Below are 26,814 nucleotides of genomic sequence, written 5' to 3'. Positions count from 1 at the left end.
GGCGCGTAGGATTATCCGGTCCCCGGCCCTCCTCGGAAAGGAATCCCGTTGGGAGCCACCCCGCTCGCCTGGTCGCTGTCCGTCGGACTGATCGTCGGACTCCTCCTGTTCGACTACTTCTTCCACGTTCGCAAGGAACACATCCCGACGCTCAGGGAGTCGGCCATCTGGTCGGCGATGTACGTGGGGATCGCGATCGTCTTCGGCTTCCTCGTGTGGATCTTCGGCGGAAACCAGATGGGCGTCGAGTACTTCGCCGGTTACATCACCGAGAAGGCGCTCTCGGTGGACAACCTGTTCGTCTTCCTGCTCCTGCTGACCAGCTTCAAGGTCCCGCGCGCGGGACAGCAGAAGGCACTCCTGTTCGGCATCGTGTTCTCGATCATCGCCCGGACCGGGTTCATCTTCGTCGGCGCGGCGCTGCTCAACGCGTTCAGCGCGCTGTTCTACGTGTTCGGACTGTTCCTCATCATCACCGCGGGCCGTCTCCTGGCCGAGGACGATGAGGACGACGACGCCGACAACGTCGTGGTGCGCCTGGCCAAGAAGTTCATCCCGGCGACCGATCACTACGACCACGACAAGCTGTTCACCATCGAGAACGGCAAGAAGGTCATGACGCCGATGATGATCGTCATGGTGGCGATCGGCGGCACCGACATCATGTTCGCGCTGGACTCGATCCCCGCGATCTTCGGCCTCACCCAGAACGTCTTCATCGTCTTCACCGCGACCACGTTCTCGTTGCTCGGTCTGCGCCAGCTGTACTTCCTGTTGGACGGCCTCCTCGACCGCCTCGTCTACCTCAAGTACGGCCTCGCGGCGATCCTGGGCTTCATCGGCGTCAAGCTGATCCTCCACGCCCTGCACGAGAACAACCTGCCGTTCATCAACCAGGGCGAGCACGTCGACGTGGTGGAGGTACCGACCTACCTGTCACTGGGCGTCATCGTGGCCGTGCTCGTGGTGACCGTCGTGGCCTCGCTGGTGAGCCCGGCCGGGAAGGCGCTCACCGTGCTCGGCAACCTCAAGCGGCACTCGCACGAGTACCTCAACAAGAACTTCACCGACGACCCCGTCGAGCGCGCCAAGCTGTGGGCCAAGATCCTCGACAACGAGGACAAGCTCAAGTCGATCGACCGGAAGTACTTCGGCTCCGAGGGCGACGTCTGGGAACTCGAACAACTGCTGCGCCGGGTCTGGGACGATCACGCCCGTTACGAGCGCGCCACGGACTACACCCGCTGACCGACCACACCAGCCGACCGGTCTCTACGCGCTCCGGCCGGCCCACATCCCGAGGGGATCGGCGACCGGTTCCCCGGGGAGCGGCGGGAGCAGCAGGGCCCCCGGCCACAGTGACCGCAGCGCCGGGAGCACGCCATCCACACCCGGGTCACACCCCTTCCCCTGCTGCGGAAGAACCGCGCCGGCCGGGCGGGGGGCGCGGCCGGGCGCGCCCGGCCCCCGCACGACGATGACCGTCCACCCCGCCCGGCGCAGGGCGGACCGGTAGCGCTCGACACCAAGCCCGTCCGGGAACACCACCGCACAACGCAGGGCCGGGTCGGCAAGAGGGAGCGACACGGCGCGCCCTGCGATCCTGATGCGGTGTCCCTCGGAGAATCCGCCGAACCCCGCCGCCGCCAGCCGGAGCCTGGCGCGGGTCGTCTCGGCGGACACGGACCGGGGCTCGACCGCCGCGACCACCTCTGCGAACCGGCGGGCTCCCCGCCCGGACGGGTGCTCGGCTGCCGCCGCGAGTAGCCCCGCCAGTCCAGGGATCGCCGCGCACAGCCTCTCCACCGCCACGACCGCGCCCTCGAGGTCCAGATCGCAGGCCAGGTCCCGGCAGGTTCGCAACGGTGTCGTGACCCGGATCCCGTCCAGTTGGGTGACAGAGGCCGGTGGCATCGCGCCGTAGCGGTACACCCGCCCCTCGCGCGTCCGACGGGTGGCCGGCAGCCAGATCTCGGGCAGCGAATCGGCCGGAGCCGAGTCGTCGCCCCACAGCAGAGCGGCGCTGCGCCCGCGCAGGACCCCCTCGGGCCAGCTCCGGGCCAGCGCCACGCTCCGCAGCCTGAGGTCGTCGACCTGGTCGTCCCGCCGGTAGTGCCCGTGCCAGATCCGGACGTAGCGGCCGCGGTCCCGTGGATCGGGCACCGCAGCGACCAGTTCGGCGGTGGTCAACGGGCCCGGCGGCAGCCCCGCCGGATCCGGCGGGGCTGAGATGCGCGGTTCCCGCGCTCTCGAGGTCTGCACTCGGATCGGGGCGGTTTCGCTCATGCCGCCCACTCTGCGGCACGTGGTCGACCGGCCAGGACCGGACACCGCCTTCACCGACCCTCGCTGTGGAGAGGTCAGCCCTGTGGATGACGGACGGATCCAGGCACGTGAACGGGTCGGCCCGGTTCTCAGGCGCGGTCGTGCAGGGTGACGTGATAACCATCGGGGTCGGCAAAGGTGAAGGTGCGACCGAACGGGCCGTCAACGGGTTCGGAGACGATGGTCCGACCGTCCGCGGCGAGAGCGTCGTGGACGGCCTGGACCTCGGTGGCGTGGAGCCAGATCGCCACACCGAGGCCCGGTTGGTCGACTGAAGCGAGATCGGTGCCGGGGACGATCTCCCTGAGCGCGAAAGCGATCGGCTCGGTCCGGAAGACGACGGCGTGTGGCGGTCCGGCCGGTGAGCGTACGAGCCCCAGATAGCGCTCGTAGAACGCCTGGGAACCGGCGAGGTCACGCACCTGGAAGGAGATGAAATCGGGACCGGTGGCGGGCATGGGGGTTCTCCTGTCGTCTATGTCAGTATTCTGACACGGCTAAACTATGTCAGAATGCTGACATGGGTCAAGACGGTGAGGGGGTCGATCTCGGGACCTCCCTGGGTTACCTGCTGAAGGAAGCGTCGACCGCACTCCGCAAAGCGATGGAAGAAGCTCTCCGGCCACTCGGAATGAGCGTGACGCACTACGCGTGCCTCGAGCTCCTGGCGCAGCGCCCGGGTCTGTCGAACTCGGAGCTCGCGCGGGGGGCGTTCGTCACCAGGCAGTCGATGAGCGTGGTGCTTCACACGTTGGAACGGCGGGGATACGTCTCCCGTCCGGCCGAAGCACCTGTGGGCAAGGTGCTGCCCACCCGGCTCACCTCCCGAGGACGTCGCGAACTCCAGGCGGCGACAACGGCGGTCCGATCGGTCGAGGTCCGGATGCTGGCGGGCATGACCGAGGACGAACAGGCCGAGGCGTTCCACGCGCTGCAGCGGATGGTCCGGTCCCTGAGCGAGGCCGGCGAGGAACGATAACCGCGTCGGATGAACCGCCGTCCGCTCCGACCGGGACGTCCTACACCTCGTACAACCGCGCCCAGTTCTCCCGCGTGGTGAGGCGTGCCTGCGCCTCGCGCCACCGCTCCTGGGCCGCGGGGGCCTCGCGGATGAACCGCGCCAGCAGGGCGGCCAGGCGCTTCTGCAGTTCCGTGACCCGTTGTGGGTCGACCTTGCGGTGGTGCACCCCGGTCTGCGAGGCGTCGGTCACGTAGACCTCGTCGAAGAGCGAGACGTGCCACCAGGCCGCGTCCTCGTAGGGAACGGCCACGGAACCGCCGCGCTGTCGGCCGAGCTTCTGGACGAGCAGCCGCTTGGCCAGCACCTGGTCCTCGCGGTCCTCGCGGGGGATGCCCACCTTGCGCTCCACTCTGATCCCCGGAGGAAGGGCGTCGACGGCAAGTTTGGCCGTCTCGGGGTATCCCGCGCGTTCGGCGCGGATCGCGGCCAGGGCGGCCTGCCCGCCGTCGCCGACGCCGTGGACACCGTCGGGGCCGTCGAGGAACGCCTCGATGCCGCGCATGCGGGTGGCGGCGAGGCCGTACTGCATGGCCACGAGCGCCCGCAGGACGCTCCTGCCCAGGTTCTTGGCCATCGCGCGCGGATCGATCCCCTGGCGGAGGGCGGCGGTGGTCAGCGAGTTGCGCATCGAGAAGAACTGGCCGAAGTCGTCGCCGTCCTTCCAGTAGAAGTCGGCGTGCCACACGGCCGCTCCCTGCAGGGTGCAGGTGGGCATGCCGGCCTGACGGCACCGCAACCCGTACTCGATGTCGTCCCACTGGAAGAAGTACGGCAGGGGCAGACCGACCCTCTCCACGGCCTCCCCCGGCACCAGGCAGGACCACCACGCGTTGTACTCGGCGTCCACCCGCCGCTCCTGCCGGTTCTCGACCACGGACTCGTCGCGCAGCGCGAACTCGTCCGCGTCCAGGCCGCCCTCGAGCTGGTCGAGTCGCGTGCGCTCGGCCGAGACCAGCAGGTAGTCCGGGTTGAACAGGTACAGCATCTGCGCGCCGACGAGCATCGGCTCGCGGGTGACGGCCGCGAAGGCGAACAGCCGCAACACCGTCTCGGGCTCGACCCGAACGTCGTCGTCCATGAGCAGCACATCCACCGGCCCGGTGGAACCGGGAGCGGTGGCCTCGAACATCCCGCGGCTGAACCCGCCGGCGCCGCCGAGATTGGGCTGACGCAGGTAGTGCAGCCGCTCGCCGAACTCCCCGGCCGCGCGCCGGAAGGCCTCACGGGTCTCGACCAGGTCGGTGCCCTGATCCGTCACGTAGAGGTCGTCGATGAGCTCGGCCACCAACGGATCCGAGGCCAGTGAGTCGACGGTGGCGGCGCAGTCGTCCGCCCGGTTGAAGGTGCAGATGGCCACCGCCGCGCGGCGGGCCGGGCTCGTCGTCGTCACACTCCACGTCACCTCGGACACGGTCGCCGCCGCGTCCACGGCGTGGAACTCCAGCCACATCGCGCCGCCGTCGACGAAGGTGTCCACCGGCACGTGCAACACCGCCATCCCGTCCCCGTGGTGGTGGAAGACGTCCACGGTGCGCACGTGGGACCCGATGTCGGACGCGCGGACCAGGACGTCGAGGCGCCCCTCGGACTCCACCGCGACCCGCACGGTGAGGCTGGTGACCGTGGTCCAGCGCTGCCAGTAGGAGGCCTCGAACCGGCCGAAGTAGGTGTTGGTGTCGACGACGGCCCCGGCGTCCAGGTGCACCTCGGCGCGCGTGCGGCGCACGACCCCCCGCACGATCCGCGAGTACAGGTCGTCGTTGACCCACCTGCGCGGGCCCGAGAACAGGGTGCGCTGCAACAGCAGGTCGCGCTCGTCGGGGGCGGAACCGGTGTCGGCACCTGCGACTGTCACGGTGGTGGCGTCCATGTGGCGGGTGCTCCTGGGGAGTCGGGGCGGAGGTCGTCTCACTCCCGGGCGGCTGGTGGCCCGGGCGCGCCGTCCAGGCTAACCCCGGTCGGGCGGTAACCCGGGAGGGCGGTCAGCGCACGCGGAAGATCACGGTCCGCTGGACGATGAAGTTGGTGACCGTGGCCACGCCCTGCGCGATGACGTAGCCGATCGTCGTGGCCCAGAACGTACTCCAACCCAGGTCGTGGAACCACGGCACCAGCAGCATGAACAGGCCCCACTGCACCCCGAACATCAGCGCGTACAGGCCCATCGTGGCGACGAAGCGGGCGCGGGAGGGCTCGGCCTGGAAGGTCCACCGGCGGTTGAGGGAGTACGCCGTGAGGGTGCCTGCCACGAAGGACAGCGCCTTGGCCGGCCCGTAGCCCAGGCCGAACAGCATCAACAGCTGCAGCAGGCCGTAGTCGACGACCGCCGAGAGGACTCCCGTGAGGAAGAAGCGGGTGACCTGGGTCCGGAAGTCCGTGGGTCGTGCCGGATCGGATTCGTGTCGGGCTTCGAGCGGGTCGACGGCCCCGCGCAGGGAGTCGAGGACGGAATCGTCCGGGATGTCCGCGCCGCCGGTAGGTGTACTCACCAGGACAGCGTAGGTCCCGGCCGCGCCGGGCGGGCACCGGCACGACCACTTGTGCTCGGCTGCCGGACGTGCGATCGTCGTTCCATCGCGCGCCCACCAGCGCGCCTCTGGTCGAACAGACGGGCGGCACCTCCGCCGACAGCGTTCGATTCCGCGGGAGCGATCGGTTCCGGCCACCCCATCTCCTCACGGCGTCCACACCACCAGGTCCGCGCCATTTCCCGGGTGAGCCGACGTCGCCTCCGCACCGCATCGCCGGAAGGACGCGTCGGCACCGCCCGTGGCGGTCCGTCGTCGATCCTTCTCCCGACGACCAGGAGGAACCCCATGTCCCGGTACCGCACCCCGTCCCTCGACAACGCGCCGACCGTCTTCTCGTACACGCCGACCGGCCGGGCCATCCCGACGTCCTCCCCGTCGCACACGCCCGCCCGCCGCCCGGCGGCGCCGTCGTGCACGCCCACCGGTCGGGTGGTCCTCTCCACGCCGACCACGCGCGGTTCCGCCTGAGCTGACCGGCTGCCGCGGACCGGCCGCAGCGGGCCGGCTGCAGCCGACCCGGAGCGGGTCCGCTACAGCCGGTCGGCCGCCACGAGCAGGGTGGTGACGACCAGGGCGATCGCCCCGCAGGCGAGGATCCCGGTCGAGACGAACAACTGCATCACGCCGGCCTGCCACGGCTCGGCACCGCCGAGGATCATTCCCACGAAGGCACCCGGGATGGTCACGAGGCCGATCGTCCGCGTCTGGTCCAGCGACGGGGAGAGCGCGGTCGCTGCCGCCTCGCGGCAGACCATCATTCGCGCCGGATAGTCGGTGAACCCGAGCGACAACGCCGCCTCGACCTCTCCGTGGCGCACCTCCAACTCGTCGTGCGCCCGCCGTCCGGCCAGCCCGGCGATCGCCATGGCGTTGCCCAGGAAGATCCCCACGACGGGGATGATGGACAGGCCGTTCGGGCGCACCACCCCCGCGGCGATCAGGCCGGCCACCACGACGAGGGGAGGTACGGCCACGGGCAGCGCGCACCACAGCGCGTCGCGCACCCTGGCCCGCGTCCCCAGCGCCCACGCCTTCGGCGGCCACGTCTTCGGCGGCCCTGCCATCTGCGCCCGCGGGGTGCCGCGCCGGGCCATCCTGCCGGCCGCCGCCCACGACGCCGTCGTCGCCATCACCACGACGAACACTCCGACCAGCCACGCCCGGTCGGCCACGTAACCGATGACGAGCGCGAGCGCGATGAGCTGCACGGCGGCGCGGATCGAGGCCCACGGGACCTCGCGCTCCAGTCCCGTCCGCCCCAGCCAGGCGGCCGCCGTCCCGATGACGACGAACAGCACCACGGCCACCACGAGAGCGGGGCCGAGCTCGATCATCGTGGCGCCCACGCGCACGAGCGTATAGCGGCCGGGGGCCGCGCGACGCCGACCCGCGGCACGGATCCGTCGTCCCCCCGGGACGGTCGCGCTACCGTACGCGCATGTCCTCCCGCCGCCCACTCCGTCCCGGGACCGTGGCCCTCGCCGTGGCGTGCGCGCTCGCGTGCGCGGTCGCCGGCACCCCCGCAGGCGCCCAGCCCGTCGACCCGGTTGCCGCGTTCCGGCCGGTCCCACCCGACCAGCGCACCCCGGAGCGGTACCTCCCGAGCCCCTCGCCCGACCCGTGGTACTCCTCCCCTCCAGCTGTGGACCCCGACACGGCTCCCGGCACCATCCTGGCCACGCGTCCGGTGTCGATCCCACCGCACAACGTCCGCAACTTCGGGCGCGGATGGCAGGTCCTGGTCCAGAGCTCCGACTCGCACGACCAGCAGCACCAGATCGTGTCCACGATCATCGAGCCGGCCACGCCGTGGCCCGGCCCGGATCCCCGGCCGCTGGTGTCGTTCAACGTGACCATCGATTCGCTGGGGCTGACGTGCATGCCCTCGCACGTCCTGCCCCACAAGTTCAACATGGAGCTGCCTCCCTTCCTGCAGATCCTCGCCGATCGTGGCTACGGGCTCGTCCTCACGGACTTCCAGGGCCCCAAGGCCGCGTACGCGGCGGGACGGGCCAACGGCCGGGCCGTCCTGGACGGGATCCGCGCGGCCCGTGCCTTCACCCCGGCCGGCGACCCGGGCCCGCTCTTCTCCGGGTCGCGCGTGGTCCAGGTGGGGTACTCCGGCGGGGGGATCGCCACCGGATGGGCCGCCCAGCTGCAGCCGGTGTACGCCCCCGAGCTCACCGGCGTGCTCGTCGGGTCCTCCGTGGGCGGGGTCCCCGCCGACTACGCGGACCTGTTCGACACGATGGACGGGACGCTCGCCTCCGGCCTCTACCGCGCGGCGGTGCTGGGGCTGGCCCGCGAGTACCCGCAGCTGTACCCGCTGCTCAACGACACCGGTGACGTGGTGGCACACCAGCTCCGCGACGCCTGCGCGTCGACCAACACGGTCGGCGGACTCGCCCCCTTCCCGCTGTCGGCGCTCACCGACGTCGACCCCCGCACCGATCCCACGGTGATCGAGGTCATGGCGCGGAACCGACTGGGGCGCGCTGACCCCGCCGACGGGGCGGACCCCCGTGAGGTCCCCACCGGGCCCGTGCAAGTGTGGCACGCCGACGCGACCGTCCCGATGGGCCCCGGCCCTGGCTCGTCGCAGGGCCCCGGGGACACCTTCGTCCCGGAGTGGACCGCCCACAGGCTGGTCGACGAGTGGTGCGCGGCGGGTGCGGACGTGGAGTACACGCCCGTGGCCGGTGAACACGTGACCGGTGCCTACACAGCGGTCGGGCCCGCGCTCGACTGGGTCGACGCCCGCGCCCGGGGCGTGCCGTTCACCACGGGGTGCCGCTGATCGGCGATCCCGGCGGTAACCTCGACCGGGTGAGTACCACGCAGCAGACCCCCCCGGCCGAGTCCTCCCTCGACACCGAACTCAAGCGACTCACCGGCTGGGGACGCACCTCGCCGGCCGTGAGCCACGTGCTCACCCCGCGCTCGGTGGAGGAGATCTCGGCGGCCGTCGCGGCGGTCAACGACGCCAACGCCTCCGGCCCCGCACACCTGCAGCGCGGGGTCGTGGCCCGGGGACTCGGCCGCTCGTACGGGGACAGCGCGCAGAACTCCGGCGGTCTCGTGTTGGACATGAGCCGGTTCAACCGCATCCACGAACTCAACGCCGAGCAGGCGCTCGCCGTGGTCGACGCCGGTGTGAACCTGGACCAGCTCATGCGCGCCGCCCTGCCGTTCGGCCTGTGGGTGCCGGTCCTCCCGGGCACGCGCCAGGTCACCGTGGGCGGGGCGATCGGGCACGACATCCACGGCAAGAACCACCACTCGGCGGGGTCCTTCGGCAACCACGTCATCCGGATGGAGCTGCTCGTCGCGGACGGCCGCGTACTCACCCTCGAGCCCGGCGGGACGTCCGACGACCCCGGGGGCACGCTCTTCTGGGCCACGGTGGGCGGCAACGGCCTCACCGGCGTGGTCCTCAAGGTGTGGATCGCCATGACCCGCACCGAGACCGCCTTCTTCCTGGCCGACTCCGACCAGACGGCCTCGCTCGACGAGACCATCGCGCTGCACACCGACGGCTCCGAGTCCAAGTACACCTACTCGTCGGCGTGGTTCGACGCGATCAGCGCGCCGCCGAAGCTCGGCCGCGCCGCGGTGTCCCGCGGTTCGCTCGCCACGCTGGCCCAGCTCGAGGAGTACGCACCCAAGCTCGCCAAGGACCCGCTGGCCATGAACGCCAAGCCGCTGGTCACGTTCCCGGACGTGTTCCCCAACGGCCTGGCCAACAAGTTCACCTTCGGCCCCATCGGCGAGGTCTACTACCGCCTCGGCGGCACCTCACGGAACAAGATCAAGACCCTCCCGGCCTTCTATCACATGCTCGATCTGTTCGGGGAGTGGAACCGGGCGTACGGGTCCGACGGCTTCCTGCAGTACCAGTTCATCGTCCCGCCCGGGGCGGTCGACGGGTTCAAGGAGATCATCGGCGACATCCAGCGGTCGGGCCACTACTCGTTCCTCAACGTGTTCAAGCTCTTCGGACCCGGGAACCAGGCCCCGCTCTCGTTCCCCATGGAGGGCTGGAACGTGTGCGTGGACTTCCCCATCAACGACCGTCTGAACGCGTTCGTCAACGAGCTCGACGCCAAGGTCATGTCGATGGGCGGCCGGCTCTACACCGCCAAGGACTCGCGGGTCCCGGCCGAGCGTTTCCACGCGATGTACCCGCAGATCGACTCGTGGATCGCCACCCGCCGCGGGATCGACCCGAACGGGGTCTTCGTCTCCGACATGGGCCGCCGACTCGAACTGCTCTGAGCCGGGGGCTGTACAGACCGTCGTCGGCGGGCCCACAATAGGGTGACCCCGGACGACGAGGGTCGCCCGGAGGCCGATCGGGAGTCCGCCATGATCCTCCGCACCGTCGCCGCCGCCGTCGTCCTCGTCGCCGTCTCCCCGCCGTCCACCACGTGGAGACGGGCACCGCGGAGGCCACCCCCGGCGCCTCCCGAGGTCCGTCCGCCCTCGCGGGGCCCGCGCCCCGCCGGGTAGTCCCGGCCACCTTCCCCGTTGCGGCGGGGAGGCCTCGGTAGACTCCTGCGCATGATCAATGCCGTCGGCGTCCCCCAGACCCTGCTCCTGCTCGGAGGCACCTCCGAGATCGGCCTGGCGATCTGCGGGGAGTACCTCCAACAGGGGCCGATGCGCGTGGTGCTGGCCTGCCTCCCCGGAGACCCGGGGATCGAGGACGCACGGGCCGAGATGACGGCCGCCGGGGCCACCGCCGTCGACGTGGTGGACTTCGACGCCGCCGCCACCGACTCCCACCCGGCCGCCTTCGAGCAGATCTTCGCCGGGGGCGACGTCGACGTGGCGATCGTCGCGTTCGGTCTGCTCGGGGAGAACGAGGAGCTCTGGTCCGATCAGCGCAAGGCCGTGCAGATCGCCCAGGTCAACTACACCGGTGCGGTCTCGGTGGGCGTCCTGCTGGCCGAGCGGATGAAGGTTCAGGGTTACGGCCGGATCATCGCCATGAGTTCGGCCGCGGGGCTCCGCGCCCGTCGCTCCAACTTCGTCTACGGCTCCACCAAGGCCGGACTCGACTCCTTCTACACGGGTCTGGGCTACGCGCTCGCCGAGCACGGCGTGGACGTCCTGGTGATCCGCCCGGGCCAGGTCCGCACCCGCATGTCGGCGCACGTCAAGGAGGCGCCGCTGACCATCAACAAGGAGGACGTGGCCCGCATCGCGGTCAAGAAGTCCGGGGCGGGTAAGGGCGCGGTCTTCGCCCCCGCCGCCTTCGGCGGGGTCATGGCCGTGCTCACCCACGTGCCGCGACCGATCTTCCGCAAGCTCCCCTTCTGACCATGCCGGTGGCGCTCCGGGGGCCGGGCCTGGCGGCCGCGGCGACGCTGCTGGCCGCGGCCGTCACCGCCGTGGTCCTGATCGGCTTCTCCCTCGTCTCCTTCCCCGCCTACGGAAACTCCAACGTCCTGCGGGCGCTCACGGTCGTGGGCCAGACCGCCGCGTTCGCGCTGGTGGTGGCGGGCGTGCTGTGCGCGCGCGCCGGGGAGCGGCCGGGCGGCCGGGCGGCGCTGGTCCGCGCGGGCAAACTCGCCGCCCCCACCGGGTCGGCGCTGCTCGTGGCCTCGACGCTCGGCATCCCGCTCGCCGCGTCCCGGCTGTACCTGCACGGGGTGAGCGTGGACCAGGAGTTCCGCACCCAGTTCCTCGGCCGCTCGGCCACCTCACTCGGGCTCCCCGACATGGCCTACGCCGACCTGCCGTCCTTCTACCCGTCGGGATGGTTCTGGTTGGGCGGTCGGTTCGCGAACCTCGCCGGCCTGGAGGGCTGGGCCGCGTACAAACCGTGGTCGATACTGTCGCTCGCGGTCGCCGCCGCGCTGGTCACGGTGCTCTGGACCCGCCTGCTGCGCACCGACCTCGGCGCGGTGGTCGGCGTGGTCTCGACGGCGGTGATGCTGGCCTATGGCAGCCCGGAGCCCTACGGGGCGGTGGTGGCGCTGTTCATCCCGCCGATGCTGATCCTGGCCTGGCACGCCGTCAACCCCACCGCCCCGCGCGCCGGCCGCGGCGCGGCGATGGCCACCACCCTGTTCCTGGGCGCCTCGGCCAGCACGTACACGCTGTACACGGGCCTGGCCGCGGGGACCGTGTTCCTCATGGCGTTCGTCGCCACCGTCGCCGCGATGGCCCGCCGACACCCCCGGCACCCCGGTGGCGCCCGACCCGCCCCGTTCCCGCTGTGGCTGCCCACGGCCCGACTCGCGGCGATCGGAGTCGGGTCGCTCCTCATCGCCCTGGTGGTGTGGGCGCCCTACCTCCTCGCCGCGCTGCGCGGGACCCCGGCGGACTCCGGGACCGCGATGCACTACCTCCCGGACGCCGGCGCCCGCCTGCCGCTACCCATGACCGCGGGCGGCCTGACCGGGTGGGTGTGCCTGGCCGGGCTGGTGTGGATCGTCGCCCGGGCGTGGACCTCGCGGCGCGCGCAGGCCCTGGGCCTGGGCGTGGTGGCCGTCTACCTCTGGAGCCTGGCGTCCATGGCGATCACCGTGCTGGGCACCACCATGCTGGGCTTCCGCCTCGAACCGGTGCTCATCCTGCTGCTGGTGGTAGCCGGGGTCTTCGCGATCGCCGAGCTGGCCGGGCTCGCGGTGCGGGCCGCGGGACGCCAGGGCGGCGTCGACCGACCCGCCGCCGAGGCCGCCGACCGGCGTCGCCGGGCCACCGCCGTCGTGGGCGTCGTGGCCACCCTCGCCGCACTCGCCCACGCGCAGGGGATCCCCGATCACCTGCACGAGGAGATCCGACTGGCCTACACGGACACCGACGGCGACGGCGAGCGCGCCGACCGCTTCCCGCCCGGGCCCGAGTCCCACTACGCCGAGGTCGACAGGGTCATCCTCGAGGCGTTCCCGGGCCGCGAGAAGACCGACCTCGTCGTCGTCAGCACGGCCGACGCCTTCCTGGCCTACCACCCGTACCTGGCCTACCAGGCCGTCACCTCCCACTACGCCAATCCGCTCGGTCGGTACGACGAGCGCAACGAGGCGATGCTCGGCTGGGAGGACGCCACCAGCGGTGACGAGCTGTACGCCATGATGAACGACACGCCGTGGCGGCGACCGGACGCCGTGGTCGCCCGCCCGTCGGGTTCCGGGTACGCGCTGCGCCTGGCCGAGGACACCTATCCCAACGACCCCAACGTGCGCCGGTTCGGCGTCACCATCCCCGCCGAGGCCGTGGAGGGCCCCCACTTCGAGGTCCACGACGTCGGACCGTTCGCCGTGATCGTGGTGCGATGAGGTGAGCCCACTGTGACGGCGAGCGACGGGCGCCCCCTCGGGCTGCACCCGTACCCGGGGATGGACCGCGACAGACGACTGGCCGTGATCACCGGCTTCCTCGGCGCGTTCCTGGCGATCCTGTCCGGTTTCCTCCCGGTCCACCAGGACAGCACCGAGGTGCGCTGGACCGCCGGACCCGACTACGCCTCCGTCACCGCCCCGCTGGTCTCCGGCAGGCCGCTCGACCTGACCATCACCGCCCCGTGTGGTCCGCTGTCGCAGGTTCCCGACGACACGATCGTGTTCTCGACCCTGCCCGAGGGCGCACCCGGTCGGATCTCCGATGGCCTCGTAGTGCAGCGGTCGGCCGACGCCGCGGGGGACCCCGCCATCGAGGTGGCGGTCCGCAACACCACCCTGCTCTCGGTCCCCTTGTCCACCCTCCGGGACCCGGCCTGCGAGTCGCTGCGGGTCCGGGCCGAGGTCGGGGTGCTGGTGGCCGAGCTCACCGGACTGTCCGAGGTCGGGGGCCAGGGCGGGGACGGGAGCCAGGCCGGGGACGACGACGAGAACGGGGAGGACCCGGTCAGCGCGGCCGTCCCGGGAACCATGCGACCGCAGGTGACAGGGGTGTTCACCGACCTCACGCCCACCTCCGCGCCCGACGGGCTGGGCGAGTCGACGGTGGAGATCACCGTCGACTCGCGCTACTCCTCCAGCCCCACGGTGCTCAAGCTGGTGTTGATGATGCTGGGGGTCCTGGCCACCCTCGCCTCGGTGGTGTTCCTGCACCGCCTCGACGGGATCGACGGACGGTCCGACCGCCGGTTCGTCCCCCGCTCGTGGACCCGGTTGTCAGCGGTGGACGGCGTGGTGGTGGGCGTCCTGGGGTTCTGGCACCTCGTGGGCGCCAACACCTCCGACGACGGCTACCTGCTCACCATGGCCCGGTCGGCCGGGCCCAGCGGGTACATGGCCAACTACTACCGGTGGCTCGGATCCCCCGAATCGCCCGTGGGGTGGTACTACGAGATCCTGCGGCTGTTCGCGGAGGTGTCCACGGCGAGCCCGTGGATGCGCCTGCCCACCCTGGCGTGCGGCATCCTGGCCTGGCTGATCATCAGCCGGGAGGTGGTCCCGCGCCTGGGCCGGCTCGCCCGCACCTGGCACCGGCCGCGCTGGACGGGCGCCGCGCTGTTCCTGGCCTTCTGGATGGCGTTCAACAACGGGCTGCGTCCCGAGCCCGTGATCGCGCTGGGCGCGCTGCTCACCTGGTCGCTCGTGGAGCGGTCGATCGCGACACGCAGGCTCGTCCCGGGCGTCGCGGCGATCGGCGTGGCCGCGTTCTCCCTCGGGGCCGGACCCACCGGTCTCATGTGCGTGGCCGCGCTGGCCGCGGGCGCCCGCGAGTTCGTCCGTATGGTCCGCCGGCGCGCCCAGGTGGTCGGCTGGGCCCCGATCCTCGGGCCGGTCCTCGCGGTCGGACTGGCACTGCTCTACACGGTGTTCGCCGACCAGACCCTGGCCGCCGTCCTCGAGGCCACCCGCATCCGCACCGAGCTCGGCCCGAGCCTGCCCTGGTACGGGGAGAAGGACCGCTGGGAGGCGTTGTTCGGGGTGTCCGCCGACGGCGGGGTGGCCCGGCGCTTCCCCGTCCTGCTCATGCTGATGTGCCTCGCGCTCGTCACGGCCGTGATGTTGCGCCGGGGCAGGATCCCCGGGGCCGCCGCCGGACCGTCACGCCGGCTCATCGGCGTGATCGCCGGTTCCCTGCTGTTCCTGGTGTTCACCCCCACCAAGTGGACCCACCACTTCGGGGTCTTCGCCGGGCTCGCCGGGGCGCTGGCCGTCCTGGCCGTGATCGCGCTGCGGTCCTCGACCGTCTCGCTGCGCCGCAGCCGGTGGCTCGTCGGCGCCGCGCTGTGCCTCGTCGTGGGCCTGTCCACGGCGACCAACAACACCTGGTGGTACGTCTCCGACTACGGCATCCCGTTCTCCGACAACTTCCCCGACGTGCTGGGGGTCCAGGTCCAGTACGTCGCGTTCATCGGCGGACTGGTGTGCCTGCTGGTGGCCGGGCTCATCCACGCCGGGATCCTGCCCGACTCGCCCGACGGGGCGGTCACCCGCAGGGTCGCCCGGGCCGTCCCCTTCCGCCGCTCGGGTCCGGACACCCCCGCCGCCCGGACCCGCGACCGCCGCCGGGTCGGGGCCGGACGCGGCCCCGGCATCGACGGCGCCCCGCTGACGATCGTGGCCTTCTCCGTCGTGATCTTCGAGCTCGTCTCCGCCGTGACCGCCGTGTTCGTGCAGACCCCGGCCTACACGGTCGGGCGCGCCAACCTGCGCGCCCTGAGTGGTGAGCCGTGCTCGCTCGCCGATTCGGTGCTCGTCGAGGAGGACTCCAACGACGGTCTGCTCCGGGCCGTGGGCGCGGGACCGGAGATCTCGCTGGGTGCGGGCGTGGTCAACGGGTTCGCCCCCAACGGCCTGCCGGACACGATCACGGTCGACAGCACGGAGTCCTCGGGTTCGCTGGCCCTGTCCGACTCCGGTGAACGCGAACCGGGGGACGGCGTCGACGCCGGCACCACCGGCGGCCGTGGTGAGGTCACCGTCAACGGCTCCACCGTCGCGCTGCCCTTCGGGCTGGACCCCGAGACCACCCCGGTCCTGGGTTCCTACCGCCGCGGGCCCCAGGTCGCCGCCGAGCTCACGTCGGCCTGGTACGAGTTGCCCGCCCGCCGCCCCAACAGTCCGCTGCTGGTCATGGCCGCGGCGGGCCGCATCGGCTCCGGCGATCTGACGATCGAGTACGGCCGGCCCGGCCGGGTCGGTGCGGCGGGCCCCACCGACTTCGAGGTCATGGGCTCCACGACCCCCGTCGACATCGGTCCGGCCCCGGCCTGGCGCAACCTCAGGATCCCCCTGGAGTCGATCCCCGCCGACGCCGAGGTCGTGCGGGTGGTGGCCACGGACGGCAACCTCGATCCCGACTGGTGGCTCGCCGTGACCCCGCCCCGGAACCCCCGGTTGCGCACCCTCGACGAGGTCGTGGGCCACACCGACCCGGTGCTCGTCGACTGGGTGGTGGCCCTGGCCTTCCCGTGTCAGCGCCCGTTCGTCCACAACGGCGGGGTCGCCGAGATCCCCCGCTACCGGATCCTCGCCGACCGCGAGTCCTCGGCCGCCGCGAACTGGTGGCAGAGCGCCGGTGGCGGCGGACCACTGCTGTGGACCACGCAGACGGTGGAGGCCGTCACGGTCCCCACCTACCTCGATCACGACTGGTCGAGGGACTGGGGTTCCCTCCAGCGGTTCGAACCCCTCGACCCCGGGGCGACGCCCGCAGACCTCTTACGCAGCAGTTCCGTCCAGTGGGGCTGGACCACGCCGGGTCCCATGAAGTGACCGTCGCCTAGAATCGGGCGTCGTGTCAGACTCCACCGCAGCTTCCGGCCCGGTCGCCGCCGACGCCCGTGTCGCGAGGCTCCGCCTCGTCGCCATCGTCAGCGGCCTCCTGGGCACCCTGTGCTTCCTCTCCCTGCCGTTCCTGCCGGTCAACCAGACCACCTCGAGCGTGCAGTGGCCACAGAACGGATCGGTCGACTCGGTGACCGCGCCGCTGATGGCGCACTCGCCTCAGCGGTTCACCGCCACCGTGCCCTGCACCCTGGTCGCGGACCTGCCCGCCGACGGCGGGATCCTGCTGTCCACCGCCCCGGCGGGTGGCGAGGAGGCCGGCGACCGGGCACTGTTCGTCCGGGCCTCCGCGGACACGGTCGACGTGGTCTCGCGCAACCGGGTCATCGTCTCGGCCCCGCGCGACCAGGTGGCCGCCGGGGACTGCACCCAGTTGACCGTGACCGCGGCCCCGACCTTCGTCGAGGCGGGGTTCGAGGGCATCGACGACGCCGCACGCCGGGTCGAGGCCGACGACCTCCGACCGATGGTCGTGGGCGTCTACACCGACCTGCCCTCCGACACCGTGGTCCCCGACGGCCTCGAGGTGGCCGTGGAGGTCGATTCCCGCTTCACCACCGATCCGACCATCCTCAAGTGGGCGGCCATCGTGATCGGGCTGATCGCCACCGCCGTGGCGCTGTGGGCCCTGCACGGGCTCGACCAGACCGACGGCCGCCGGTCCCGCCGCTTCCTACCCCGCGGGTGGTTCAGGATCCGGCTCCCGGACGTGGCCGTGATCGGCACGCTCGGTGTGTGGCACTTCGTCGGCGGCAACACCTCCGACGACGGGTACATCATGTCGATGGCCCGGGCCGCCGACCCCGCCGGCTACATGGCCAACTACTACCGCTGGTACGGGGTACCCGAGTCGCCCTTCGGCTCCCCCTATTACGACCTGCTCACGATGCTCGCGCACGTGTCCACCGCGAGTCCGTGGATGCGGCTCCCCGCCCTCGTCGCCGCGATCCTGTGCTGGCTCGTCATCAGCCGCGAGGTCCTGCCCCGGCTCGGCCGCGCCGCGCGCACCACCCCGGTGGTCGTGTGGAGCGCCGCCGCCGTGTTCCTGGCCTTCTGGATGGCCTTCAACAACGGCCTGCGGCCCGAGCCCGTCATCGCCCTGGGCGCGCTGCTCACCTGGGTCTCCGTCGAACGCGCCATCGCGACCAGACGCATGTTGCCGTATGCGATAGCGGTGATCCTGGCCTCGTTCTCACTGGCCACCGGCCCCACCGGTCTGATGGCCGTCGCCGCACTCGTCATGGGTCTGCGCCCCGTCCTGCGCACGGTCGTGGTGCGCGGACGCGTGGTCGGCTCACACCTCGCGCTCGTCGCCCCGGTGCTGGCCGCCGGGACCATGGTGCTCATCAGCGTCTTCGGGATCCAGTCCCTGGCCTCGGTGCTCGAGGCGATCCGGGTGCGTGGCGAGATCGGACCCAACCTGAATTGGTTCGAGGAGTTCGTCCGCTACTACTACCTCATGATCCCGACGGTCGACGGATCGCTCTCGCGTCGACTCCCGGTGTTGCTGGTCCTGCTGTGCCTCATCATGGTGATCGGCACCCTGCTGCGCCGCGGCAAGATCCCGGGCGCGGCCTCGGGACCCGTCTGGCGCCTGGTCGGAGTGGTGGTGGGCACCGCGTTCTTCATGATGTTCTCCCCCACCAAGTGGACCCACCACTTCGGCGTCTACGCGGGCATCGGCGCGGCGATCGCGGCGCTCGGCGCCATGGCCATCTCCGCGTCCGCGGTCCGCACCGCCCGCAACCGGACGGTGTTCCTCGGGGTCATCCTGGTGGTGCTCGCGCTGGCCTTCGCCGGCCCCAACGGCTGGTGGTACGTCTCGAGCTACGGCATCCCCTGGTGGGACAAGGCGCCCAGTGTCCGCGGCATCGACGCCGCCACCGTCCTCCTGGGCCTGTCCGTGCTGACCTTCGCCTACGCGGGGTGGCAACACCTCCGCCAGGACTACATCGGCACGCAGGCGCCCAGGACGCGCGAGGGCCGGCGGCGGATGAGGACGATCGCCGCCGCACCCATCGCGGTGGTCGCGGGTCTGCTGGTCGTGTTCTCCGTCGCCTCGTTCGCCAAGGGGGTCCACAAGCAGTACCCGGCGTACACGATCGCGGCCGGCAACTTCTCGGCGCTCGCCGGGAACCCGTGCATGCTCGCCGACCGTGTGCTGGTGGAGCCCGACGCCAACGCCGGCATGCTCACCCCGCTCGCCGCGACCCCCCGCCCGGACGGGTCGATCGACCCCGCGGACCGCGCGGCGGCCATCGAGGCCGGCGACAACTCGGGGTTCACCCCGGACGGCGTCGCCCCCGACCTCTCCGCGGACGCGGTCGTGGCCGATCCAGGTGCCGCCAACACCACCCAGGAGCCCGGCGGCGGTCCCTCCGTCACCACCGGCGAGAGTGCCGGCACCGCCGGCGGCCAGGGTGCCGAGGGCGTCAACGAGTCGACGGTCGCCCTGCCCTTCGGCCTCGACCCGGCCACGACCCCGGTGCTGGGGTCGTACCTGGTGGGCCCGCAGCGCGAGGCGAACCTCGAGACCGGGTGGTACCGGCTCCCGGAGAACCGCGAGACGCATCCGCTCCTGGTCATCTCGGCCGCCGGACGGATCGGCCGCTACGACGCCGACGGCCTGTACAGGTACGGGCAGGAGGTCATCGTCGAGTTCGGCCGCGCCACCGAGGGCGGCGCGGACGTGGTGGGAGAGCCCGTCGTACCGTTCGACATCGGCCCCGCCCCCACCTGGCGGAACCTCCGGGTCGACATGCAGGACGTGCCGGCCGAGGCCGACGTCATGCGGATCCTGGTCGACGACGACGACCTCACCCCCGACCAGTGGGCGGCGATCACCCCGCCGCGCGCGCCCGAACTCGTCACGGTCCAGGAGCTGGTCGGGTCGGAGTCGCCCGTCATGCTGGACTGGGCGGTGAGCCTGCAGTTCCCGTGCCAGCGGCCGTTCTCGCACTACGCGGGTGTCGCCGAGCTGCCGGAGTACCGGATCCTCCCGGACCGGCCGCTGGCGGTCGCCGCCACCAGCACGTGGCAGTCGTACGAGTCCGGGGGCCCGCTCGGGTGGATCGAGGTCGCCCAGCGCGCCCGCACGATCCCCTCGTACCTGCGGCACGACTGGAACCGGGACTGGGGCTCCATCGAGGCGTACACCCCGCTGGGGACCTACCAGGAGGACCCGCCGGCGCCGGCCGAGGTGACCACCGGGACCGAGACCCGCTGGGGCTGGTGGCAGCCCGAGGGCCCGATCCTCGTGACCGACCCGGAGACCTAGGCCGGGCCACCGGGGCGGAGGGGCAGCGCATCCCGAGGTGGGTGCGCTGCCCCTGTGCACATCCGACCCGAGGTGCGCTGCCTGCATGGACCGTTCCGCCCGCACAACCCCTGTCCCCCGGGCGGGGTCGCGGATGGCCGTAGACGAGGACCGGCCCGCCCCCGGGGAGGGCGGGCCGGTCAGATCCGGGTCAGGGCGGGTCAGCCGCCCAGGAGGGTCACAGTGGGGCGATGGGATGCTTGCGCGGGGGCTCGTTGCGGACCTTGTCGCGCAGCTGGGCCAACGCGCCGCGCAGGACCAGACGGGTCTGTGACGGCTCGATCACCGCGTCGATGTACCCGCGCTCGGCGGCCGAGTACGGGGTCGCGATGAACTCGTTGTACATGTCGATCAGCTGCTTGCGGAGCTTGGGCCCCTCCTCCGGTCCGGCCTCCTCGATCTGCCGACGCTGCAGCAGGTCCACCGCGCCCTCGGCGCCCATCACCGCGATGCGTGCGGTGGGCCAGGCGAAGTTGAGGTCGCCGCCGAGGTTCTTGGACCCCATCACGGCGTAGGCGCCGCCGTAGGCCTTGCGGACGACGAAGGTCACCTTGGGCACGGAGCTCGCGGCGACCGCGTAGCCCATCTTGGCCCCGCGGTGGATGATGCCGAGCTTCTCCTGCTGGACACCCGGCAGGTAGCCGGGGGTGTCGACCACGTAGACGATCGGGATCGAATAGGCGTCGCACAGCAGCATGAACCGCGTGGCCTTCTCCGAGGCGTCGATGTCCAGGGACCCCGACAGGTGCAGCGGCTGGTTGGCGACCACGCCGACCGACTCGCCGTCGACCCGGGCGAAGCCGGTGATGATGTTGGGGGCGAACTGGCCCGAGGTCTCGACGAACTCGCCGTCGTCGAACATCCGGATGAGCACGTCGTGCATGTCGTACGCCGCGTTGTCCGAGTCCGGGATGATCGAGTCGAGCTCCAGATCGGACACGGTGGGTGCCGGCTCGAGACCGGGGTTGATCCGCGGCGCCTTCTCGGCCGCCGAGGAGGGCATGAAGCTGAGCAGGTTCCGGACGTACATGAAGGCGTCGTGCTCGCTCACGGCCACGTGGTTGACGTTGCCGTTCTTGGCCTGCTGGAGGGCGGAGCCGAGGTCCTCCATGGAGATGTCCTCGCCGGTGACCTGCTTGATCACGTCCGGACCGGTGACGAACATGTACGCCTGGTCCTTGACCGCCACCACGAAGTCCGTGGTCACGGGCGCGTAGACGGCGCCGCCGGCGCACTTGCCCAGCATGATCGATATCTGCGGGATATACCCCGATGCCGGGTACTGACGCTTAGAGATCTCCGAGTAATACGCCAGCGAGGTGACGGCGTCCTGGACGCGGGCGCCACCGGAGTCGTTGATCCCGATGATCGGGCACCCCACCTTGAGGGCGAAGTCCATGATCGCGCAGACCTTCTTGCCGAAGCCCTCGCCCACCGACCCGCCGAAGACCGTGTTGTCGTGCGCGTACACGACCACGGGACGACCGTCGATGGTGCCGCGTCCGGTCACCACGCCGTCCCCGAACGGGTTGTCCGGGCTCCCGGGGGCCTTGGCCAACTGGCCCATCTCCACGAAGCTGCCCGCGTCGAGCAGCTCCGCGATGCGCTCCCGCGGCGGAGTGTGGCCCGCGGCGTCCCGGCGGGCCCTGGCCCGCTCACTGCCCGGGTCCCGGGCCTGCTCGGTCTTGACCCGCAGTTCCGCGAGCTTCTCCGCGGTGGTCCTAGCCGTCACGCGTCCGATCCCTTCAGTACTCCCGCGTCGATCTCCGAGAGACGACGCGCCAGATGCCTACCGACCGTACCGACCACGGGTTCGTCCACCACCGCGAGGTGGTCACCCTTGAGCTGGACCACCTCGAGATCGCTGACGATGCGGCCCCAGCCACCGTCGCGGTCGACGCGGGCGTAGCGGGGTTCGAGCTCGATCGCACCCTCGTGCATCCGCTCGGCGCGGTAGAGCACGAAGGAGACCTCCGCGCCGACGCCCGCCCACGTGGACAGGTCCGCGCTCTGCAGGATGCGGTTGTCGACGAAGCTGGCCCGCTGGTGCTCGATGACCCCGCCGCCCATGGCGTTCGCCTCGGCGCCCAGGCCCTCGAGCAGCATGCCCAGTACGCCGTCCTCACCGTGCTCGGCGAGGAACTCCCGCGGCACCTCCACGTCCAACCCGTAGGTGCGCTTGGCGAACTCGGAGTACCGCTTCCAGCGCGCCTCGGCCTCGTCGAGGGTGTCCGGGATCGGCTCGGAGGGCTGCACGGTGTCGAGGAGGGCCACCAGCGCCACGACGTCGTCCGCGGCGCGCAGCTGGCGGGCGACCTCGACCGCCAGGGCCCCACCAAAGGACCAGCCGCCCAGTGCGACGGGTCGCCCCGAGGCGATCTCCCGGATCCTGTCGAGGTACCCGGCGGCCCTCTCCTCCAGCGGCCCCTCGGTGCGCTCGACGCCGTAGACCGGGGTGTCGCCGTCCAGGCGATCGACCAGCGGCTCGTACACGAACGACGAGCCGCCGGCCGCGTGGAACAGGAACAGGGGTGTGCTGTCGGCCGAGCCCTCGCGCAGGACGCGGATGTTGCCCTCGACCGCCACCTCGGTGAACGGACGCAGCAGGTCGGCGACCTCCGCGATCGTCGTGGCCCCGGCCAGCTGCTCGGCGGTGATCTCGCCGCCACAGCGTGCCGACAGCCGATCGGCCAGTGCGGTGCGGGTGGACTCGTCGAGAGCGGGCAGCGTGCCGATCACACCGGGTGCCGCCGCGCCGGTGACCACGGCCCACGCGCCGAAGGCCATCCGCTCGGTGTCGTCCCGGGGCGCGATGGCGACGTCGGGGGCGGCGGACCCACCGGCGCCGGCCCCTGCCGCGGAGTCACCACCGGCCGGCGCGTCCCCTCGCAGGGCGGCGATGTCGACCACGCCCTCACCGCGGGCCTGCTGGTCCGCCAGCTCGCCGACCTTGTCCGGGTTCTCGACGGCGAAGGTCACCATCTGCACGACGTCGTTCATCGACGCGTCCCGCATGGCCTGCAGCTCGAGCGGCGGGATGGAGAACTCGTGCTCGACCCGGTTCTTGATCCGCACGGCCATGAGCGAATCCAGGCCCAGGTCGAGCAGGGGCAGCTCGCGCGGCAGGTCATCGGGGCTGTACCCCATCGAGGAGCCCACGATCCGGGCCAGGCGGTCGCCGATCGACTCGTCCGAGTCCGGGCTCCAGCGGTTGTCCGCCTCGTCGTCGTCGTCACCATCCACCACCGGCGCGTCCGACTCGGCCGACACGTAGTGCGGCCCCGGCTGGTCCTCGGGGTCGATCGGCGTCCCGCCGCTCACCGCGCACTCGGCGACGAGCGTGAAGGACTGCGTGGCGCCGTCACCGGTGTGCGCGTGCACCTGCAGGGACGCACCCCCGGGGTGCGGGGTCATGGTGGTGGTGACCGCGCCCGCCACCGGGAGGACGCCCGGGCGGTGCACGGCCGTCAGGACTGCGCCCTCGAGGACTGACGCCGCCGCGGCGCCCATCAGGGCGTCGACGCTGGGCACGACCTCGGCGCGCACCTGCCAGGCGTGGCGCCCGTCGGGCAGTGCCACGTGGGAGCCGGGCATACGGCCCTCGCCCGAGCCGCCGCCGGCGGTGACGGTCGGCCACAGCGTCCGGCGCTTCCACGCCGTGCCCGGCACCGCGGCGTAGCGGCCGGGACCGGTCACGTAACCGTGCAGCATCTCCACGACCTGGTCCATGTTGACCTCGTGGCCGTGGACGTACAGCTGGGCGATCGCGTGGAGCAGGGTGTCGGCCTCCGACTCCTTGCGCTTGAGCGTGTGGAGCAGGTTGGGCTCCATCAGGCCGGCGTCGAAGCACGTCGCCGCCACGGACATCGCGGCCACCGGGTTGGGCGCGAACTCCAGGAACGTCACGTACCCAGCCTCGACGGCCTTGCGCACGGCGTGGGTGAACCACACCGAGTGCCGCATGCCCTTGACCCAGTACTCCTCCGCGTGGATCGGCTCGTGGCCGGCGCGGTAGAAGGTCTCCTTGTCCACGGAGGAGAACAGGCCGGAGGTGAGCTCGCGCGGCTCCAGGCCCGCGATCTCGGCGGCCAGCTCGCCCAACAGCATGTCGACGTCGGAGGTGTGCCCGGCACCGCGGACCTGCAGCTGGCGGGCGAACTTGCCCTGCTCCTCGACCCAGGCCACGAACTCGGCGACGGGCTTGGCACGGCCCCCGACCGTGGTGTGGGTGGGGGCGGCGTAGACCGCGGGCTCGATCGAGGCGAACTGCGGGTTGTCGGCGATGATCTGAGCGATCTCCTCGGCCGAGTACTCGACCAGCGCCATGGCGCCGGCGTCCTCGTCGGAGACCTGCTGCTCGGCATCGCCCATGAGGCGCGAGCGGACGCAGATCACCCGCACCGCGTCCTCGAGGCTCAGCCCGCCCGCCGCGTAGGCGGCGGCGACCTCGCCCATCGAGTGACCGATCACGGCCTCCGGCTTGGCGCCCAGCGCCTTGAGCGTGTCGACGAGCGCGACCTGGACGGCGAAGATGCCGACCTGCGCGTTCTCCACCTCGTAGGTGACCGAGTCGTCGAGGAACATCTCGACCATCCGGTAGCCGGCCTCGAAGTCGATGAGGTCATCCACCGCGTCCAGGCACGAGGCGAACAGCGGGTTGGACAGGTACAGCTCCTTGGCCATCTTGCGGTGCTGCGCGCCGAAGCCCGAGAACACCCAGACGTCGCCGGTGCCGGCGGGGGCGTCCGCGCTGAAGACCCCGGGGCCGGGGTCGCCGGCGGCCAGCGCGCGCAGTCCCGCCACCAGCTCGGTGCGGGTGTGGCCCACGACGGCGCCGCGGGAGCGGCCGTGGTTGCGCGTGGCCAGGGTGCGGGCGACGGCACCGAGGTCCACGGAGTCGTCCTGCGACTCGAGCCAGTCGGCGAGCTGACCGGCGGTGGCCTTGCGGCGGGACGGCAGCGAACCGGACACCACGAGGACGGTGGCGGCCGCGCCGGGGGCGGAGGTGCCGGTGGTGGCGAGGACCTCGGCGTTGCGCGCGACCGCCTCGGCGACACTGCGGGCCACGTCGTCCTGCGGGGCGGACCCCGGTGCGGCGGTGTCATCGCCGCCGGTGTTCTGCGCGTCGGTGGCCTCCGCGCCGGCCTCCATCGCGTCGGTGGCCTCTGCGCCGGTCGCCTGCGGGTCGTTGGTCCGGGCGGCTCGGACGGGGGCGGGCTGGTACTCGGCCACCACGACGTGGGCGTTGGTCCCACCGAAGCCGAATCCGGAGACACCGGCCAGGGCCCGGCCGCTGTAGCGCGGCCACGGCCGGTTCTCCGTGACGACGCTCAGCCGGGCGGCGTCGAAGTCGATGTACGGGTTGGGGCCGGCGAAGTTGAGGGTGGGCGGGAGCGAGTCGTGTCCCATCCCCAGGATGATCTTGGCCAGGCCCGCGGCGCCGGCCGCCGACTCCATGTGCCCGAAGTTGGTCTTGGCCGAGCCCAGCAGGGTCGGCCGATCGGCGTCGCGGCCGCGGCCGAGCACCTGTCCGATCGCGGTGGCCTCGATGGGGTCACCGAGGATCGTGCCCGTGCCGTGGGCCTCGATGTAGTCGACGTCCCTCGGGTCCACGCCCGCGTCGGCGTACGCCTGGCGCAGCACCGCCACCTGGGCGTCCGGGTTGGGGGCGGTCATCCCGTTGGAGCGACCGTCGGAGTTGACCGCGGAGCCCTTGATGACGGCGAGGACCACGTCCCCGTCCCGTTCGGCCTCGGACAGGCGCTTCAGGATGAACAGTCCCCCGCCCTCCGCGCGGCAGATGCCGTTGGCGTCGGAGGAGAAGGCCTTGATGCGCCCGTCCGGGCTGAGCGCGGCCCCGGTCTTGGCGAAACCCATGGTGGCGGCGGGCGCCAGCATCATGTTGACGCCGCCGGCCACGGCCAGGTCGGACTCGTGCAGGCGCAGCGAGTTGACGGCCTCGTGGATCGCGACCAGCGAGGTCGAGCACGCGGTGTCCAGGGTCATCGAGGGGCCGCGGAAGTCGAACGTGTACGACACCCGGTTGGAGATGATCGAGTTGGAGGCGCCCGTGACCGCGTACGGGGAGGCGGCGGCGGAGTCGGAGGTCAGGAACACCTGGTAGTCGCTGGACGACGAACCGATGAACACGCCCACCTCGTGCCCCTTGAGGTCACTCGCGGGCAGGTGCGCGTGCTCGAGGGCCTCCCAGGTGAGCTCCAGGGCGAGCCGCTGCTGCGGGTCCACCATCTCCGCCTCGCGGGGACTCATGCCGAAGAACTCGGCGTCGAAGTCCCGCACCTCGGAGTCGTCGAGCCACCCGCCCCGGTCCGGGGCCTCGGCCAGGACCTGCTGGACGTAGGAGTCACCCGCCCACTCGGACCAGCGGGTCGCCGGACGCGGGCTGGTGGCGTCCCGGCCCTCGGACAGCAGTTCCCAGGTGGCCTCGGGCGAGTCCGCACCCCCCGGGAAACGGGTGGCGAACCCGATCACGGCGACGTCGAACTCCATCCCCGCCCCACGGTGGCGGAAGGTGTGGAGGTCGCCTGGCTCGTCGATCTCGGCCGGACCGTTGACCACGTACTCGGCGAGAGAGGCGATGGTGGGGTGCTGGTAGGCCACCGTGGCGTCCAGGGGACGACCGAGCAGGTCCTCGAGGTCCGCCGAGAGGGTCACCGCGTCGCGGGAGGACAGCCCGAACTCCTCGAGGGAGCGGTCGTCGGTCACCTTGGCGACGTCGAGGCCGGTGGCCCGGGAGACCCAGCCCCGCAACCAGTCGCGGAGCTCTACTACCGTCATCTCGCTCTGTGCCATCGTGGGGATCGCCTTTCGATCGGGTCTCGTCCGGTGTGCTCGCCCGTCGCCGCCGCG

The 26,814-nt window shown here is 71.7% G+C and carries 16 protein-coding genes; 9 read left to right on the top strand and 7 right to left on the bottom strand.

Annotated features, from left to right (window positions below; genetic code table 11):
- Nucleotides 1-48: 48 nt before the first annotated feature.
- Nucleotides 49-1,248: a TerC/Alx family metal homeostasis membrane protein gene (locus tag ABIE38_RS09220; protein ID WP_095717090.1), complete on the top strand. Its 1,200-nt coding sequence runs from the start codon at nucleotides 49-51 to the stop codon at nucleotides 1,246-1,248.
- 24 nt (nucleotides 1,249-1,272) lie between these two features.
- Here ABIE38_RS09220 and ABIE38_RS09215 read toward each other — a convergent pair whose 3' ends face one another.
- Both ABIE38_RS09215 and ABIE38_RS09210 read right to left on the bottom strand, forming a co-directional pair.
- Nucleotides 1,273-2,286: a hypothetical protein gene (locus ABIE38_RS09215; RefSeq protein ID WP_354055623.1), complete on the bottom strand. Its 1,014-nt coding sequence runs from the start codon at nucleotides 2,284-2,286 to the stop codon at nucleotides 1,273-1,275.
- 128 nt (nucleotides 2,287-2,414) lie between these two features.
- Nucleotides 2,415-2,783: a VOC family protein gene (locus ABIE38_RS09210; protein WP_354055621.1), complete on the bottom strand. Its 369-nt coding sequence runs from the start codon at nucleotides 2,781-2,783 to the stop codon at nucleotides 2,415-2,417.
- 62 nt (nucleotides 2,784-2,845) lie between these two features.
- Here ABIE38_RS09210 and ABIE38_RS09205 point away from each other — a divergent pair, with 62 nt between their 5' ends.
- Complete coding sequence (locus ABIE38_RS09205; protein WP_354055619.1) at nucleotides 2,846-3,304, top strand: MarR family winged helix-turn-helix transcriptional regulator; 459 nt, start codon at nucleotides 2,846-2,848, stop codon at nucleotides 3,302-3,304.
- A gap of 40 nt (nucleotides 3,305-3,344) precedes the next feature.
- Here the strand turns inward: ABIE38_RS09205 and ABIE38_RS09200 are convergent, their stop codons facing one another.
- Nucleotides 3,345-5,216 carry a glycosyltransferase gene (locus tag ABIE38_RS09200; RefSeq protein ID WP_354055618.1) on the bottom strand — a complete coding sequence of 624 codons (1,872 nt, stop codon included), beginning with the start codon at nucleotides 5,214-5,216 and terminating at the stop codon, nucleotides 3,345-3,347.
- Between the two features lie 112 nt (nucleotides 5,217-5,328).
- Nucleotides 5,329-5,835 carry a GtrA family protein gene (locus tag ABIE38_RS09195; RefSeq protein ID WP_095717086.1) on the bottom strand — a complete coding sequence of 169 codons (507 nt, stop codon included), beginning with the start codon at nucleotides 5,833-5,835 and terminating at the stop codon, nucleotides 5,329-5,331.
- A gap of 327 nt (nucleotides 5,836-6,162) precedes the next feature.
- Between ABIE38_RS09195 and ABIE38_RS09190 the strand changes: the two genes are divergently transcribed.
- Nucleotides 6,163-6,345: a hypothetical protein gene (locus ABIE38_RS09190; protein WP_354055616.1), complete on the top strand. Its 183-nt coding sequence runs from the start codon at nucleotides 6,163-6,165 to the stop codon at nucleotides 6,343-6,345.
- A gap of 62 nt (nucleotides 6,346-6,407) precedes the next feature.
- Here ABIE38_RS09190 and ABIE38_RS09185 read toward each other — a convergent pair whose 3' ends face one another.
- On the bottom strand, nucleotides 6,408-7,229 hold the full coding sequence (locus ABIE38_RS09185; protein ID WP_354055615.1) for an ABC transporter permease: 822 nt from the start codon (nucleotides 7,227-7,229) through the stop codon (nucleotides 6,408-6,410).
- A gap of 86 nt (nucleotides 7,230-7,315) precedes the next feature.
- On the opposite strand from ABIE38_RS09185, the gene ABIE38_RS09180 reads away from it, so the two are divergent.
- The 6 genes from ABIE38_RS09180 (at nucleotide 7,316) to ABIE38_RS09155 (ending at nucleotide 19,905) form a co-directional block, all read left to right on the top strand.
- Nucleotides 7,316-8,674: a lipase family protein gene (locus ABIE38_RS09180; RefSeq protein ID WP_354055614.1), complete on the top strand. Its 1,359-nt coding sequence runs from the start codon at nucleotides 7,316-7,318 to the stop codon at nucleotides 8,672-8,674.
- A 29-nt stretch (nucleotides 8,675-8,703) separates the two neighbouring features.
- Entirely contained in the window at nucleotides 8,704-10,152 is a 1,449-nt protein-coding gene (dprE1, locus tag ABIE38_RS09175) for a decaprenylphosphoryl-beta-D-ribose oxidase (protein ID WP_354055612.1), read from the top strand.
- Between the two features lie 285 nt (nucleotides 10,153-10,437).
- Nucleotides 10,438-11,199 (top strand): decaprenylphospho-beta-D-erythro-pentofuranosid-2-ulose 2-reductase, encoded by a 762-nt coding sequence (gene dprE2 / locus ABIE38_RS09170; protein ID WP_354055611.1) that lies wholly within the window; start codon nucleotides 10,438-10,440, stop codon nucleotides 11,197-11,199.
- Between the two features lie 2 nt (nucleotides 11,200-11,201).
- Nucleotides 11,202-13,163, top strand: a complete 1,962-nt coding sequence (locus ABIE38_RS09165) for an arabinofuranosyltransferase (RefSeq protein WP_354055609.1) — start codon at nucleotides 11,202-11,204, stop codon at nucleotides 13,161-13,163.
- 60 nt (nucleotides 13,164-13,223) lie between these two features.
- The gene (locus ABIE38_RS09160) at nucleotides 13,224-16,556 is read left to right on the top strand and encodes an arabinosyltransferase domain-containing protein (protein WP_502914766.1); all 3,333 of its coding nucleotides are present in this window, start codon (nucleotides 13,224-13,226) and stop codon (nucleotides 16,554-16,556) included.
- A 22-nt stretch (nucleotides 16,557-16,578) separates the two neighbouring features.
- Nucleotides 16,579-19,905 (top strand): arabinosyltransferase domain-containing protein, encoded by a 3,327-nt coding sequence (locus tag ABIE38_RS09155; RefSeq protein ID WP_354055605.1) that lies wholly within the window; start codon nucleotides 16,579-16,581, stop codon nucleotides 19,903-19,905.
- A 217-nt stretch (nucleotides 19,906-20,122) separates the two neighbouring features.
- Here ABIE38_RS09155 and ABIE38_RS09150 read toward each other — a convergent pair whose 3' ends face one another.
- A complete protein-coding gene (locus ABIE38_RS09150; protein ID WP_179524237.1) occupies nucleotides 20,123-21,676 on the bottom strand; it encodes an acyl-CoA carboxylase subunit beta in 1,554 nt (517 codons plus the stop codon).
- Nucleotides 21,673-26,757: a polyketide synthase Pks13 gene (gene pks13 / locus ABIE38_RS09145; RefSeq protein WP_354055604.1), complete on the bottom strand. Its 5,085-nt coding sequence runs from the start codon at nucleotides 26,755-26,757 to the stop codon at nucleotides 21,673-21,675. The genes ABIE38_RS09150 and pks13 overlap by 4 nt, the downstream gene beginning before the upstream one ends.
- Nucleotides 26,758-26,814: the final 57 nt, after the last annotated feature.

The sequence above is a fragment of the Dietzia sp. 2505 genome (genome assembly GCF_040546785.1).
Taxonomy (GTDB): domain Bacteria; phylum Actinomycetota; class Actinomycetes; order Mycobacteriales; family Mycobacteriaceae; genus Dietzia.
This window is presented reverse-complemented; position numbering and strand designations above follow the sequence as displayed.